This window comes from Janthinobacterium sp. HH106 (genome assembly GCF_001758725.1).
In the GTDB taxonomy this organism is placed as follows: domain Bacteria; phylum Pseudomonadota; class Gammaproteobacteria; order Burkholderiales; family Burkholderiaceae_D; genus Janthinobacterium.
In genome coordinates this window covers 41,573-55,206 of record NZ_LRIC01000008.1, presented here as the reverse complement: position 1 = coordinate 55,206, position 13,634 = coordinate 41,573, and the positions used below count along the sequence as shown (strand labels likewise).

Here is a 13,634-nt window from a genome sequence, read left to right as displayed (position 1 = left end):
AGCTGTCATCCTGGCTGAATTATGCCTGATTCCGCCTGCCTTGGGCCGCCATCGGCGCGCTCAGGGAGCCGGCGGCTGCTCGACGACCGCCATGCGCCGCGCGATGCGCTGCGCCGCTTGCGTGTCGCCCGCCTGTTCGGCGCGCAGGCGCTGCACGCCCAGCCAGGCCAGCAGCGGACGGCGCCAGCCCTGGTCCGAGGCGGTGGCGACGGCCGTGTCGAGCAGCGCCGGCGTGGCACGGCCCGAGCGCAGCAGCACGCCGGCCGCCACCAGCCGCGACAGCGGGTCATCGATGGCCGCCACGGCGCTGGCGGCGGCCGTGTCGGATGCGGCGCCTGCGGCCGCCCGCTGCGCTTCCGGCAGCAGGCCGACGTCGGCCCGTTGCGCCTTGCCGGCCAGGTAAGCCGCATACGCGCGGTCGGCGTCGTTCGCGTCCGCTTGCAGCGCATCGAAGCCGGCGCAATCCTCGAAGGCCAGGCTGGCCACGCGGGCGGCGCAGCGCAGCAGTTCGATGCGCGCCACCAGTTCGAGCTTGCCCGTGCCCGCCACCTGGCTGCGGGCGCGCCTGAATTCCGTCTGTTCGACGAGGGCGTTGCCGCCCAGGTAGGCCGCTTGAAACCGTTCGACGGAGCTTTGCGCATTCATCTTCCAGTCCGGCACGGGCGGGCCGCTGGAGCAGGCGGCGAGCAAGGTGGACAGCAGGGCGGCGAGGGCGGGGCGGGACATTTTCATGGCAGTTTGATCTCCGGATTGCGCTTGAACGGCCATTTGCGGTTGATTTCATTGACCAGCTGTTCGACCTTGCGCAGATTGCTTTCCACATCGGCGCGCAGCGGGCCCAGGTCGGCGGTCGCCGCCTTGGCATTGGCGCCCACGGCTTGCGCCTCGACCAGCACGGCGTCGACTTTTTTCAGGCTGGCGCGGGTGTCGGCCAGCAGCGCGTTCAGCTGCACGATGGTCGCTTGCGCATCCGTCATCACGCCCTTGTCGCCAAACACGCGCGTATCGGCATTGGCCACCAGGCCATCCGTGCGGCGCGCCAGCTGGTCGGCCGTGACGAGCAGGGCGTTGGCCCGCTCGACCAGCAGGCGCGACTGCTTGTCGTCGCCCGTCAGCAAGCCCATGGCGCCGCCCGGGCCGCTCAGCTTGCCCGTCACGGCCTGCACGTTGCGCAAGGTGCCGTCGAGGGCGGAATCGCTGCCCGTCAGGGTCGCCACATTGTTGAGCAAATCCTTGGCGGCGGCCAGCAGGCGGGGGATTTCCGCCGCCATGTCGCCCACCAGCAAGTCGCGCGTGGCGTCGTCGGGCAGCGGCGGGTCCGTCAGGATGCCGCTGTAGGCGCGCAGCTTGGCGCCGCCCACGATGCCCCGCTCCAGCGTGAAGATGGAGCTGCTGCGCAGCCAGTGCGCGTCCTTGCGCGGCACGTCGACGATGACGCGCGCGCGGCCGTCCGGCGCCAGCTCGATGCGCTGCACGCGGCCGATGGGAAAGCCGGAAAAGGTCAGGTCGGCGCCCACGCCCACGCCGTCCGAGTCGTCTGCCGTCAGCACCAGGGTTTGCGTGGCTTCGAAGGCGCCGCGTGCATACATCAGATAGACGACGGAGCCGACCACCAGCACGAACATGAAGATGAGCAGGATGGCCGCCTTCAGTTCGGCGTGGCGCACGGGCGGCGGGGCGGGCAGGACACTATCTTGCGCGAGACCGGCGGGCGCCGTGACGTCGACCTGGTCGGGATTTTGCGGTTGGCTCATGGCTTCTGGCTCTCGTATGGGTGGTTCGGGATCGCTGGCGGTGGCGGGCGGGGCATCAGTAGTAATTGCCCATCAGCGAAGCCACTTCGACCAACAGGATGACGGAAAACAGGCGCAGCATTTCTGACAGGCCGTGCGCGGCCCACAGGCGGTTGCGGCGGCCGTGCGGGTCTTCCGGATAGTACGAGGAGGCCAGCGGGATCAGGGCCACGGCAAAGCTGAAGAAGATCACCTTGAGCATCAGGATCAGGGCCACGGCCGGATTGAAGATCTGCCCCACCACCCGCGTGTAGCCTTGCAGCGCCCACGGCGTAAAGCCATAGATCGTCAGGTAGGCGAGGATCAGCGAGGTGACGCAGCTGACGATGGCCAGCATCCACACGGCGAAGATGCCCGACATGACACGTGGAAAATATTCGCGGCGCAACAGGTCGATGCCCTGGCGCTGCATGGTATCGAGCATGCCGGACGAGCGCATTTGCGCGAAAGCAATGCCGTCGGGCAGGGTCAGGCGCAGGGCCACGAACAGGGCGGCCGTCAGCGGTATCAATTCCAGCACCAGCACGCGCACCACCATTTCCAGCGCATAGCGCGACAGGCCGTAGCTTTGGGCGCTGACGACGACGATGCGGATCAGCACCAGGCTGACGAGCGCGCAGGCCACGCTGAACCACACGAGATTGGGCGCCGTGTTCGTTACCAGCCGGTGCGCGAGGATGGGGCGGTTGTCGCGGTTATAGCTCGATGGCGACAGGGCCAGCGAAAACACGAGGATGGCGAAATGCAGCATGCGCCACCAGCTGACCAGCCAGGCCATGGTGGCCCGGTGCAGGCGGCGCAGGCTGATGATGAGGGAGACGGATAGGGTCATCATGGCATCTTAACATCTGCCCGCCCGCCGGGCACGTCAGGCGTGCGCGCTGAAGTAGGTCGTAATAAATTATTGTGATTTCTGACTTCCATAACCGGCGCTCTGCGGCGTTACCCGCTGCTAGCAGTGCCTGCACTGCGTCGCAACGGGCGCCTTGCAGCGCATCCGGTTCTGTTCGTCATAACTTCACAATAATTTCCCACGACCTACTTACTCAAACAGGGCGAAGCCGGCCATGACGACCATCAGCACGGCGATGTATTGCATCGGAATCCAGAACAGGGTGTGGCGCTGGCGCAGGATCACGCGCTCCTGCGTGGCCGGGTCGATCAGTTCGCGTCCGGGCGCGCTGTTCAGGCGTACGCCCGCATACCAGCTGGCGGCAGCTGCCAGCAGGAAGGCCAGGGCCAGGGTCCATGTGTGGCTCTTTGTATAGGCCTCGCCCAGGGTGGCGCCAAACAGCGCTTGCGCGGCCAGTACGACGATCAAACAGATAAGGGGGCCAAGTATGCCGAAGCCTTGCCAGATAAGCATAAAAATTCTCCAGGGGGATTGAGGGATCCCGCGGCGATTGGCGGCGGCTGTGCGCGGCGGGGAGAGGAATTTTATCAGATTCGCAAGAGATAAAGTTTCTTTTGGGAATGATTTTTTTGGGGATGGACTTGCGCCTAGTGCGCCGGGCCGGCCACGCTGGCAATGATGGCGTCAGCCGCCGCCCGCACGCGGGCCGAGCGGTTCAGGTCCGCGTGCATGACCAGCCACACGTCGTAGCTTTCCGCCCGCTCGGGCCAGATGCGCACGAGCTGCGGGTCGATGTCGCCTAGATGAGTCGCCAGCTCGGCCACGCCCAGGCCCGCGCGCGTGGCTTCCTGCAGCATGGCCGCCGAGTTCACTTCCATGGCGACCCGGGCGTTGGCGACGGATTCGCCGGCGATTTTCTCTGCGTGGCGCGGCGTCACGGACTGGTGGTAGATGACGATGTCGTGGCCGGCCAGCGCCGTGCCGCGCACGGGTTCGCCCCGTTCGGCCAGATAGGTTTTCGAGGCGTACAGGCCAAGGCTGCGTTTGACCAGGTGGCGCGAGATCAGGTCCGGGTCGGTGGGGCGCACGCCGCGCACGGCCAGGTCCGCCTCGCGCCGCGTCAGGCTGGCCAGCGCGGGCGCCACGTTGAGCACGATGCGGATGTCCGGGTGGGCCGCGTGCAGCCGCTGCATGGCGCGGATGACGAAATGGCTGGCCATGGTGTCCGTGGTGGCCACGCGCACCAGGCCGCTTAAACGGTTGTCGACGCCCTGCATCTCGCGCTGCAGCTTGTCGGCCGCCCGCTCCATTGCTTCGGCCGCCGTCAGCGCCAGCTCGCCGGCCGGCGTGGGCACGTAGCCCGATGGCGTGCGCAGGAACAGGGTGGCGCCCAGCGAGCTTTCCAGCGCGGCTAGGCGGCGCCCGCACGTGGCCTGGTCGATGCCCAGCAGGGCGGCCGCGCCGCGCAGGGTGCCGGCCCGCCCGATGGCGAGAAAGATGCGCGCGTTATCCCAGTCCATTGTATTTTCCTTTTTTTGTGATGCATTTTTGCATCAAGATGCCGAGTTTATGCCTGTTTACTGCATCGCGCAACGCTCGCATAATGGCCGTCCCCCCTGTTACTGCAAGGAGTCCCATGTCTGTTCCCACACCGCGCCGCGCCAACGGCTTGATCTTGCTGACCCTGGCCTTCGGCTTCGTCATGGCGATGCTCGACGTCACGGCCGTCAACGTGGCGCTGTCCGATATCGCGCTGGACTTGCATATCCCGCTGACGGGCCTGGTCTGGGTGGTCGACGGCTACACCTTGACGTTTGCCGCGCTGCTGCTGGCCGGCGGCGCGCTGGCCGACCGCTACGGGGCGAAAGCCGTGTACCAGGGCGGCCTGGGCGTCTTGCTGCTCGGCTCGGTGCTGTGCGGCGCCGCGCCCGACGGGCATTTCCTGACGGCGGCGCGCCTGCTGCAGGGGGCGGGCGCGGCCCTGTTCATGCCCAGTTCGCTGAGTTTGCTCACGCACAGTTTTGACGACGAGCGCGAACGCACGCGCATGCTCGGCACCTGGTCGGCGCTGGTGGGCGTGGCCGGTGCATCCGGCCCCTTGATCGGCGGTATCCTCGTGCACCAGTTCGGCTGGCGCAGCGTGTTCTGGGTGAACGTGCCGCTGGGCGTGCTGGCCATCGTCATGGCGCAGCTGTTGCTGGTCGCGCCGGCGCGTCAGCCGCGCGATTTGTCGCTGTTCAGCCATGCACTGGGCGTGGCGGCGCTGGCGGGCCTCAGTTTCGTGCTGATCGAAGGGCCCGTGCTGGGCTGGCTGTCGCCGGATGTCGTGGCGGCGGGGGCATTGACCTTGCTGTCGGCCTGGCAATTGCTGCGGCGCGAGCGCAGCGGCAGCCATCCGCTGTTGCCGCGCGCGCTGTTTCACAGCAGCAGCTTCGGCGCGGCCAATGGCGTGGGTTTTTTGATCAATTTCTGCGTGTTCGGCCAGCTGTTCTTATTGAGCCTGTTCCTGCAGCAGTCGGGCGGCGCCGACGCCCTGCAGTCGGGCTTGCGCCTGCTGCCCATGATGGCGGCCTATACGGTGGGCAATTTCATGGCGGGAAGTATTGCGGCGCGCCATGGCACGCGTAGGCCCATGCTGGCCGGCTTGCTGGTGGGCGCCGTGATGGCCTTGCTGCTGACGGGCTTGCGTCCGGGCACGCCGTATGGCTGGCTGGCGCTGGGCACGGCCGTCATGAATGTGGCCATCGGCATCGCCATTCCCGCCATGACGGCCACCGTGATGCGGGTGGCCGGCAAGCAGCATGCGAACAGCGCGGCGGCCGCCCTGAATGCCAACCGCCAGATCGGCGCCCTGGTGGGCGTGGCCCTGATCGGCAGCATCCTGCACATGTTGCCCGAATGGTCGCTGCGCCTGCCGCTGGCCTACGCGACGATTGCCGCCGCGTATGGCCTGGCGGCGGGCCTCGTCTACCGGCACGTGCATCTGCCGAAGGCCGTGGCCGCCGCCTGAAGCAGGCTTACTGTTCGCGCGTGCTGCGCCACTCCACCAGTTCTTCGATGGTCAGAATCGGCATGCCGTGCAGTTCGGCGAAGCGCTCGATATCGTCGCCGCGCATCATGGTGCCGTCCGGGTTCATCAGTTCGCACAGCACGGCGGCCGGGTTCAGGCCCGCCATGCGCGACAGGTCGACGGAGCCTTCCGTGTGGCCACGGCGCTCGAGCACGCCGCCGGGCGCGGCGCGCAGGGGGAAGACGTGGCCGGGGCGCACCAGGTCGGCGGGCTTGGCATTTGGCGCGATGGCGGCGCGGATGGTGGTGACCCTGTCGGCGGCCGACACGCCCGTCGTGACGCCGTCGCGCGCCTCGATGGAGACGGTAAACGGCGTACCGTAGCGGCTGCCGTTGTCGGACGACATGGGCGGCAATTCCAGCTTGCTGACGACATCCGTCGGCAGGCACAGGCAGACGATGCCGCTGCATTCGCGGATCAGCAAAGCCATGGTTTCGTTCGTCAATTTTTCGGCAGACAGGATCAGGTCGGCTTCGTTTTCACGGTCGAAATCGTCGAGCAGGATGACGGGGATGCCGGCGCGCATGGCGGCCAGGGCGGACTGGATACGACCTTCCAGGTCGTTGGAAAGCAGGGTATAGCTGTTGACTAACATGGTGAAACGCTCCTCGCATAGGCGAAAAACGCTGCAGGGCAAGCGAATAGACGCAGCCGGCCGCATCGACAGGTCGATGGGACATCGCGTTTACTGCACATCTTCTTTCATCCGGACTATACCGTCGGCCCCGGAATCACACCGGATCTGCTGACCTCGCCAAGCGGTGCCTGGAAAGCGCTCGCGGGCTTGACCGTTGCCGGTCTTACCGCCGGTGGGGAATCGCACCCCGCCCCGAAGACGTATTGTTGTGCCGGTCCACATGACCGGCGGCAATACTTTAGCACAATTGAAAAAACCTGGCAGGACACCGTTGAGTTTGTCATTCGGCAAAGTTGCCTGGGAAAAGCGGTTTTTCCTAAGCTGTTTTTAATGGCGGAAACAGAATTTCAGTGTAAGGTATGGCTACTGAATTTTACCGTTGAGAATACATGAAGCTGAGTAAATTACGCCTGATCTCGGGCGCCGTCTTGCTGGCGTGCGCCTGCATGGCCCAGGCGGAAATCCGTTTGAGCGATCCCTTGCCGCTGGCACCAGAAGTTACCGTCGGAAAACTGCCGAACGGCTTGACCTACTACATCAAGAAAAATGCCCGTCCCGCGCAGAAAGTGGAATTGCGCCTGGTGGTGAAAGCCGGTTCCATCCTGGAAGATGACGACCAGCAAGGCCTGGCCCATTTCACGGAACACATGGCCTTCAATGGCTCGACGCATTTCAAGCGCAATGAGCTGATTTCCTACTTGCAATCGATCGGCGTGAAGTTCGGCGCCGACCTGAATGCTTACACGAGCTTCGATGAAACCGTCTACGTGCTGCCGATTCCCACGAACAAGAAGGAAAACCTGGAAAAAGGTTTTCTCGTGCTGGAAGACTGGGCGCACGGCTTGAAATTCAATCCGGCCGACATCAACAGCGAGCGCGGTATCGTGCTGGAAGAGGCGCGCCTGGGCAAGGGCGCCAGCGACCGCATGAACAAGGTGCTGTATCCGAAGCTGCTGAACGGTTCGCGCTATGCGGAACGCATGCCGATCGGCAAGGAATCCGTGTTGAAAACCTTCAAGCCGGAAGCCATCAAGCGTTTCTACAAGGATTGGTACCGTCCCGACCTGATGGCCGTGATGGTGGTCGGCGACGTGGAGCCGAAACAGGCTGAAGCGATGATACGCCAGCATTTCGGCAAACTGAAAAACCCCGCGAAACCGCGTCCGCGCCTGTATGCGGAAGTGCCGCAGCGCTCGCAAACGGAAGCGGTGGTGATCACGGACAAGGAAGCACCGGACGACAGCGTCTTCATCCGCTACCCGATCCGCGCCGCGCAGGAGCCCGTCACCATTGCCGACTACCGCCGCCAGATGATCGAAAACCTGTATGGGCAAATGCTCAGCGCGCGCATGCAGGAATTGACGCAGCAGGCCAACCCGCCGTTCATCCAGGGCGGCAGCAGCATGGGCAAGCTGGTGCGCGGCTATGAATCGTTCAGCGCCTATGCCTTGCTGGGCAAGGGCGGCGTGCAGCCGGCCGTCGATGCGCTGGTGCAGGAAGACGAGCGGGCGCGCCGCTTCGGTTTCAGTCAGGATGAACTGGACCGCGCGCGCAAGGATATGTTGCGCAATTACGAGCGCGCGTACAGCGAACGCGACAAATCCGATTCGGCCGGCTTCGTGGCCGAGTATTCGCGCAACTTCCTGGAGCAGGAAGCCATCCCCGGTATCGCCAATGAATTGCTGTACGCGAAGGAACTCTTGCCGCAGGTAACCTTGCAGGAAATCAACGAAACGGTGGCCAAAGTGATTCCCGACCAGCAAAAGAAGCTGGTGGTCTTCATGGGGGCCGAACCGAAAGCGGGCGAAGCGACGTCCAGCGTGCCGACGCAGCAGCAATTGCTCGACGCCGTGGCGAAGGCCGAGCAGCAGAAGGTCGAGCCGCGCACGGAGAAAGTGCTTGCCAGCAAGCTGATGGACGGTCCGCCGGCCGGTGGCAGCATCGTTTCGGAAAAGTTGAACAGTGCCATCGGCGTGACGGAACTGACCTTGGGCAATGGCGTGCGCGTGCTGCTCAAACCGACGGACTTCAAGAATGACCAGGTGCTGATGGGCTCGACGCGCTTCGGCGGCCAGTCCCTGTTCGGCGACGCCGACATCTACAACGCCCGCTACGCCAGCGCCGTGGTCGGCAGCATGGGGCTGAAGGATTTGGCGCCGCTGGACTTGCAAAAAGTATTGGCCGGCAAAACGGTCAATGTGGGCGCTTCGCTGGGCGAACTGAGCGAAGGCTTTGGCGGCTCGGCCAGCAGCGCCGATGTGGAAGCCATGCTGCAGCTCGTGTATTTGTATTTCAATGACGTGCGCAAGGATGCGGGCCTGTACCAGTCCTTCATCGGCAAGCAGCAAGACCTGGCGAAAAACAGCATGGCGCAGCCGGAAGCCGTGTTTTACGACGCCATCCAGCACGCCATGTATGGCGACAACCCCCGTGTCGATGGCGTGCCGCGCGCGGCCGATTTCGACAAGGTGGGCCTGGACCGCTCATTGGACATCTTCCGCCAGCGTTTTTCCAGCGCGCGCGACATGACCTTCATCTTTGCGGGCAGCTTCGAGCTCGACAAGATCAAGCCGCTGATCGCCAGCTACCTGGGCACCTTGCCCGTGGGCGAGGTGGCGCACGCCTACCGCGACGTGGGCATGCGCCCGGTGACCGGCGTCGTCAAGAAGGATATCTATATGGGCAGCGAGCCCAAGAGTACGATTTCCATCACCTTCAATGGCGACGTCGCGTATTCGGACGAGCAAAAGCTGACCCTGCAGGCGCTGGGCGAGGTGCTGAACCTGAAAGTCATCGAAGTGCTGCGCGAAAAGATGAGCATGATCTATGGCGGCGGCTTTGAAACCTCGATGGGCCAGCATCCGTACGGCCATTATTCGGTGGCCTTGAACTTGCCGACGGGACCGGAAAACGTGGACAAGGTGATCGCCGCCGCCTTTGCCGAAATCAACAAGATGAAGGCGGACGGGCCATCCGTGGCCGATCTGGAAAAGGTCAAGCTGAACTGGATCACGCGCCAGCAGAAATCCCTGCGCGAAAACAACTACTGGATGAATCAGTTGATGGGTTCGGTGACGCAGGGGCGCGACCCCGCGCACATTCTGCGCTACGAGCAACGCGTGCGCGCCATCACGCCGCAAGCCGTCAAACTGGCGGCGCAGCGCTACCTGGACATGCACAATTATGTGCAGGTGGTGCTGTATCCGGAACGTAAAAATGTTGCAGCCAAGTAATCCTCGTGTTTGATCTGCATGGGCGGCAGCGTGGCGAAGCTGTTAAACTGCCGCTTATTGATGTGATATCGCAATTTAACAAGCAAGGAAATACGATGGCTAAGAAAGAAGAGCTCGATCCGGAAACCCTGGAGTTGATCAACTGGTGTATCGAGGTCGAAGGCTTCCTCGTGGCTGGCGGCGCCACCGTGGCGCAGGCGCAGGACCACATCGAAGAGCAGGTCGAGTGGTTTACCGACCAGTTCTACGACGGCTTGACGCCGGAAGAGGCGGCCAAGGAAGCCTTGGCCTGACCTTTTAAACACGACTTACAGCGGGCGGTGCCTGCCGGGCACAGCCCGGTAGCGCCGCCCGTTTTGCTTTTCTGAAAAGATTTCCATCGGGCAATTAAATTTCCTATTCACTCCAGGCACCCATGACACTCCGTTCACGCATTCTCCTCCTGTGTTTCAGCACCTTGCTGGGCATCGTCCTCATCGCTTCCTTCTCCCTGTATTCCCTGCGCCAGACCATGATGGCCGAGCGCGTCGAGCAATTGACGGTGCTGGTCGAATTGGCCAACGCATCCGTGGAAAAGGCGTACGCGCTGGAACAGTCGGGCAAGCTCACGCGGGAGCAGGCCCAGCAGCAGGCCAAGCTGGCCATCGGCAGCTTCGTCAAGGACGAAATGTATTACTTTGTGCGCGATTTCAGCACGGACTTGCTGTACGTGCATCCGAATGCGTCGCGCATCGGCACGCCGCAAAAGAACATGAAGCAGTCGGGCGACCGCTACCGCGCCGCGCTGGCCAACAGCCGCATCGGCCTCGTGCAGGCGGACGGCACGCGTCCGGGCGTGCCCGACCCCGTGGCGAAGATGTATGCCGTGGTGAAATTTGCACCGTGGGACTGGCTGATCGGCACGGGCACGTATATCGATGACATCAACCACAAATTCTGGGCCCAGGCGGGCGTGCTGCTGGCCATCGGCGGTGCGCTGATGCTGGTGGTGGGCGCGCTGGCAGCGTTGATGCTGCGCCGCATCCTGGCCCAGCTCGGCGGCGAACCCGACTATGCCGCCGCCATCGTGGCACAAATCGCCCAGGGCGACCTGACCACGCAGATCGACACGCGCCCCGGTGATACGTCCAGTCTGTTGATGGCCATCAAGGCCATGCGCGACAACCTGGCGCATCTGGTGAGCCAGGTGCGCAGCGATGCGGAATCGATTTCCACGGCATCGGGCGAGATCGCCTCGGGCAACCACGACCTGTCGGCGCGCACGGAGCAGCAGGCGGGATCGTTGGAAGAAACGGCCTCGACCATGGAAGAAATGACCTCGACCGTGCGCCAGAATGCGGACAATGCGCGCCAGGCCAACCAGCTGGCCATTTCTGCCTCGCAAGTGGCGACGCAGGCCGGCGGCGTGGTGAGCCAGGTGGTCGACACCATGGGCGCCATCAATGCCTCGTCGAAGAAAATCGGCGACATCATCGCCGTCATTGACGGCATCGCCTTCCAGACGAATATCCTGGCCCTGAACGCGGCCGTGGAAGCGGCGCGCGCGGGCGAGCAGGGCCGTGGTTTCGCCGTCGTGGCCAGCGAGGTGCGCAACCTGGCCCAGCGCTCGGCCAGTGCCGCCAAGGAAATCAAGCAACTGATCGACAGCTCCGCCGAGCAAGTGGGCGCCGGTGAAAAACTGGTGGCGCTGGCGGGCGAAACGATGGAAAAAGTCGTCTCCAGCGTGCAGCACGTGACCGATATCGTGGCCGAGATTTCCTCGGCCAGCGCCGAGCAGAGCGCCGGCATCGAGCAGATCAACCAGGCCATCGTCGAGATGGATAACATGACGCAGCAAAACTCGGCCCTGGTCGAGCAGGCATCGGCGGCAGCGCAGGCCATGAACGAGCAGGCGGCCGGGCTGGCGCAGATCGTCAGCGTGTTCAAGGTGGGCGCCGTGGCGCCGGCCGCGGCGCAGCGGCGCCTGACGCGCTAGCCGCTTTTTATCTGTCACGGGGGAACTTATCCCCGGCTCACCTGTCCAAACTTTTTCGTCCGCAATGGATGCACAGAAGAGGTGAGCATGACAGAAGGTTTTTCCTATCACGCGGCATTTGCCCGCAACCTGGGCTGGGTCACGCAGGCGGAGCAAAACAGCTTGCGCGGCAAGCGCGTGGCCATCGCGGGCATGGGCGGCGTGGGCGGCGTGCACTTGCTGACCCTGGCGCGGCTGGGCATCGGCGCCTTCCACATCGCCGATTTCGACACCTTCGATATCGCCAACTTCAACCGCCAGGCCGGCGCCATGATGTCGACCCTGGGCCAGCCCAAGGTGGGCGTATTGGCGCAGATGGCGAAGGACATCAATCCCGAACTGGAGATTAAACAATTTCCCGACGGCATACACGACAGCAACCTGGCGGAGTTCTTTGCCGGTGTCGACCTGTACGTGGATGGCCTCGATTTCTTTGCCTTCCCCGCGCGCCAGGCCACCTTCGCCACGTGCGCGCGCCTGGGCATTCCCGCCATCACGGCCGCACCGCTGGGCATGGGCACGGCCGTGCTCAGCTTCATGCCGGGCGGCATGACGTTCGAAGAGTATTTTGGCTGGGGCGACTTGCCCGAGGAAGAAAAGGCCCTGCGCTTTCTCGTCGGGCTGGCGCCGTCCGGCTTGCACGGCCCGTATCTGGTCGACCCGTCCGCCATCAACCTGAAGGAGCGGCGCGGACCGTCGACCATCATGGGCTGCCAGTTGTGCGCGGGCGCGGCCGCCACGGAAGCCTTGAAAATCCTGTTAAAACGGGGCAAGGTGATGGCGGCGCCGCACGGCGTGCATTTCGACGCCTACCGCAACAAGCTCGTGCATACTTGGCGTCCAGGCGGCAACCGTCATCCGCTGCAGCGCCTGACGATGGCCATCATCAAGCGGCGCCGCGCCGCACAGGGGGCATAAATGGCGCAAGCATTGCTGAACGATCCCGTGCTGGAAAACATCCTCGAGCAGGCGCGCTGGGCGCCCAGCGGCGACAATACGCAGCCGTGGCGCTTTGAAGTCGTGGACCAGCGGCACGTGGTCGTGCATGGTTTCGATACGCGCAGCCATTGCGTGTACGACCTCGACGGCCATCCCAGCCAGCTGTCGCTGGGTGCCTTGCTTGAAAGCATGGCCCTGGCGGCCAGCTGTCACGGCTTGCGCATGGAAGCGCGCCGGCGTTTGTCCATGCCCGACACCTTGCCCACCTTCGACGTACGGCTGGTCGACAGCCCGGGCATGCTGCCCGATCCGCTGGCGGCCTTCCTGCCCCGGCGCAGCGTGCAGCGGCGCCGGCTCAGCACGCGCAGCCTGCGCGCCAGCGAAAAGGCGGCATTGGCGGCCAGCTTGCCGCCCGGCTACGGCGTGCAGTGGTTCGAAGGCGGGCGCGCGCGCCTGGCCTGCGCGCGGCTGATGTTCGACAATGCGAAGCTGCGCCTGACCATGCCCGAAGCGCACAAGGTGCACCGCGACGTCATTGAATGGGGGGCGCGCTTCAGTGCCGACCGCATCCCGGAGCAGGCGCTCGGCGTCGATGCCATGACGGCGCGGCTGATGCGCTGGGTCATGCACAGCTGGCGCCGCGTGGATTTTTTCAATACCTGGCTGGGCGGCACGATTGCCCCGCGGCTGCAGATGGACTTGCTGCCGGGCCTGTATTGTGCCGCGCATTTCGTGCTGCTGGCCGATGCGCCGCCGCGCCATATCGACGATTACGTGGCGGCCGGCCGCGCCATGCAGCGCTTCTGGCTGACGGCCACGCAACTGGGACTGCAATTGCAGCCGGAACTGACGCCGCTGATCTTTGCCCGCTACGTGCGCGAACGGCGCGCCTTTTCGCGCACCGATGGCATGCAGGACATGGCGCAGGAGCTGGCCGTGCAATGCCAGGGCGTGCTGGGGGAGGCGGCGGTCGAGCGGGCCGTGTTCCTCGGGCGCATCGGCGCCGGGCCGGCGGCCAGTGCGCGCTCGCTGCGCCGTCCGCTGCAAGACTTGCTGGTGGCGCCCACGGCTGGGCCGTGAGGCGTGACTCCCTGC

12 protein-coding genes and 1 riboswitch are annotated in these 13,634 nt (G+C 64.4%); of the genes, 6 read left to right on the top strand and 6 right to left on the bottom strand.

The features are described from left to right. Positions 1-60: 60 nt before the first annotated feature. The 5 genes from JAB8_RS04565 to JAB8_RS04545 all read right to left on the bottom strand — a co-directional run bounded on the left by JAB8_RS04565 (position 61) and on the right by JAB8_RS04545 (position 4,166). Positions 61-732 carry a hypothetical protein gene (locus JAB8_RS04565; RefSeq protein WP_070288678.1) on the bottom strand — a complete coding sequence of 224 codons (672 nt, stop codon included), beginning with the start codon at positions 730-732 and terminating at the stop codon, positions 61-63. After that, positions 729-1,754 (bottom strand): MlaD family protein, encoded by a 1,026-nt coding sequence (locus JAB8_RS04560; protein WP_070288677.1) that lies wholly within the window; start codon positions 1,752-1,754, stop codon positions 729-731. Before JAB8_RS04560 ends, JAB8_RS04565 begins: the two co-directional genes overlap by 4 nt. Before the next feature lie 55 nt (positions 1,755-1,809). Further along, a complete protein-coding gene (locus tag JAB8_RS04555; protein WP_070288806.1) occupies positions 1,810-2,625 on the bottom strand; it encodes an ABC transporter permease in 816 nt (271 codons plus the stop codon). A 210-nt stretch (positions 2,626-2,835) separates the two neighbouring features. After that, complete coding sequence (locus JAB8_RS04550) at positions 2,836-3,159, bottom strand: hypothetical protein (protein WP_070223930.1); 324 nt, start codon at positions 3,157-3,159, stop codon at positions 2,836-2,838. 134 nt (positions 3,160-3,293) lie between these two features. Continuing rightward, a complete protein-coding gene (locus JAB8_RS04545; RefSeq protein ID WP_070288676.1) occupies positions 3,294-4,166 on the bottom strand; it encodes a LysR family transcriptional regulator in 873 nt (290 codons plus the stop codon). A gap of 116 nt (positions 4,167-4,282) precedes the next feature. Here JAB8_RS04545 and JAB8_RS04540 point away from each other — a divergent pair, with 116 nt between their 5' ends. After that, the gene (locus JAB8_RS04540) at positions 4,283-5,656 is read left to right on the top strand and encodes an MFS transporter (RefSeq protein ID WP_070288675.1); all 1,374 of its coding nucleotides are present in this window, start codon (positions 4,283-4,285) and stop codon (positions 5,654-5,656) included. Positions 5,657-5,663: 7 nt separating this feature from the next. Here the strand turns inward: JAB8_RS04540 and ribB are convergent, their stop codons facing one another. Further along, entirely contained in the window at positions 5,664-6,311 is a 648-nt protein-coding gene (ribB, locus tag JAB8_RS04535; RefSeq protein WP_070288674.1) for a 3,4-dihydroxy-2-butanone-4-phosphate synthase, read from the bottom strand. A gap of 95 nt (positions 6,312-6,406) precedes the next feature. Beyond that, positions 6,407-6,557, bottom strand: a riboswitch (FMN riboswitch). Positions 6,558-6,742: 185 nt separating this feature from the next. Here ribB and JAB8_RS04530 point away from each other — a divergent pair. The 5 genes from JAB8_RS04530 to JAB8_RS04510 all read left to right on the top strand — a co-directional run bounded on the left by JAB8_RS04530 (position 6,743) and on the right by JAB8_RS04510 (position 13,619). Beyond that, positions 6,743-9,586, top strand: a complete 2,844-nt coding sequence (locus tag JAB8_RS04530) for an insulinase family protein (RefSeq protein ID WP_070288673.1) — start codon at positions 6,743-6,745, stop codon at positions 9,584-9,586. A gap of 95 nt (positions 9,587-9,681) precedes the next feature. Further along, positions 9,682-9,879, top strand: coding sequence for a hypothetical protein (locus JAB8_RS04525; protein WP_010399555.1), 198 nt, complete (start codon positions 9,682-9,684; stop codon positions 9,877-9,879). Positions 9,880-10,001: 122 nt separating this feature from the next. Next, complete coding sequence (locus JAB8_RS04520) at positions 10,002-11,561, top strand: methyl-accepting chemotaxis protein (RefSeq protein ID WP_070223920.1); 1,560 nt, start codon at positions 10,002-10,004, stop codon at positions 11,559-11,561. Between the two features lie 87 nt (positions 11,562-11,648). Then, positions 11,649-12,518, top strand: a complete 870-nt coding sequence (locus JAB8_RS04515) for a ThiF family adenylyltransferase (RefSeq protein WP_070288672.1) — start codon at positions 11,649-11,651, stop codon at positions 12,516-12,518. Beyond that, complete coding sequence (locus JAB8_RS04510) at positions 12,519-13,619, top strand: nitroreductase family protein (protein ID WP_070288671.1); 1,101 nt, start codon at positions 12,519-12,521, stop codon at positions 13,617-13,619. Positions 13,620-13,634 lie beyond the last annotated feature (15 nt).

What these genes read in the sequence shown, in the direction of transcription:
- JAB8_RS04560 (WP_070288677.1), bottom strand. Translation starts at nt 1,754, where the DNA reads ATGAGCCAACCGCAAAATCCCGACCAGGTCGACGTCACGGCGCCCGCC.
- JAB8_RS04520 (WP_070223920.1), top strand. Translation starts at nt 10,002, where the DNA reads ATGACACTCCGTTCACGCATTCTCCTCCTGTGTTTCAGCACCTTGCTG.
- ribB (WP_070288674.1), bottom strand. Translation starts at nt 6,311, where the DNA reads ATGTTAGTCAACAGCTATACCCTGCTTTCCAACGACCTGGAAGGTCGT.
- JAB8_RS04545 (WP_070288676.1), bottom strand. Translation starts at nt 4,166, where the DNA reads ATGGACTGGGATAACGCGCGCATCTTTCTCGCCATCGGGCGGGCCGGC.
- JAB8_RS04515 (WP_070288672.1), top strand. Translation starts at nt 11,649, where the DNA reads ATGACAGAAGGTTTTTCCTATCACGCGGCATTTGCCCGCAACCTGGGC.
- JAB8_RS04550 (WP_070223930.1), bottom strand. Translation starts at nt 3,159, where the DNA reads ATGCTTATCTGGCAAGGCTTCGGCATACTTGGCCCCCTTATCTGTTTG.
- JAB8_RS04555 (WP_070288806.1), bottom strand. Translation starts at nt 2,625, where the DNA reads ATGACCCTATCCGTCTCCCTCATCATCAGCCTGCGCCGCCTGCACCGG.
- JAB8_RS04540 (WP_070288675.1), top strand. Translation starts at nt 4,283, where the DNA reads ATGTCTGTTCCCACACCGCGCCGCGCCAACGGCTTGATCTTGCTGACC.
- JAB8_RS04565 (WP_070288678.1), bottom strand. Translation starts at nt 732, where the DNA reads ATGAAAATGTCCCGCCCCGCCCTCGCCGCCCTGCTGTCCACCTTGCTC.
- JAB8_RS04530 (WP_070288673.1), top strand. Translation starts at nt 6,743, where the DNA reads ATGAAGCTGAGTAAATTACGCCTGATCTCGGGCGCCGTCTTGCTGGCG.
- JAB8_RS04510 (WP_070288671.1), top strand. Translation starts at nt 12,519, where the DNA reads ATGGCGCAAGCATTGCTGAACGATCCCGTGCTGGAAAACATCCTCGAG.
- JAB8_RS04525 (WP_010399555.1), top strand. Translation starts at nt 9,682, where the DNA reads ATGGCTAAGAAAGAAGAGCTCGATCCGGAAACCCTGGAGTTGATCAAC.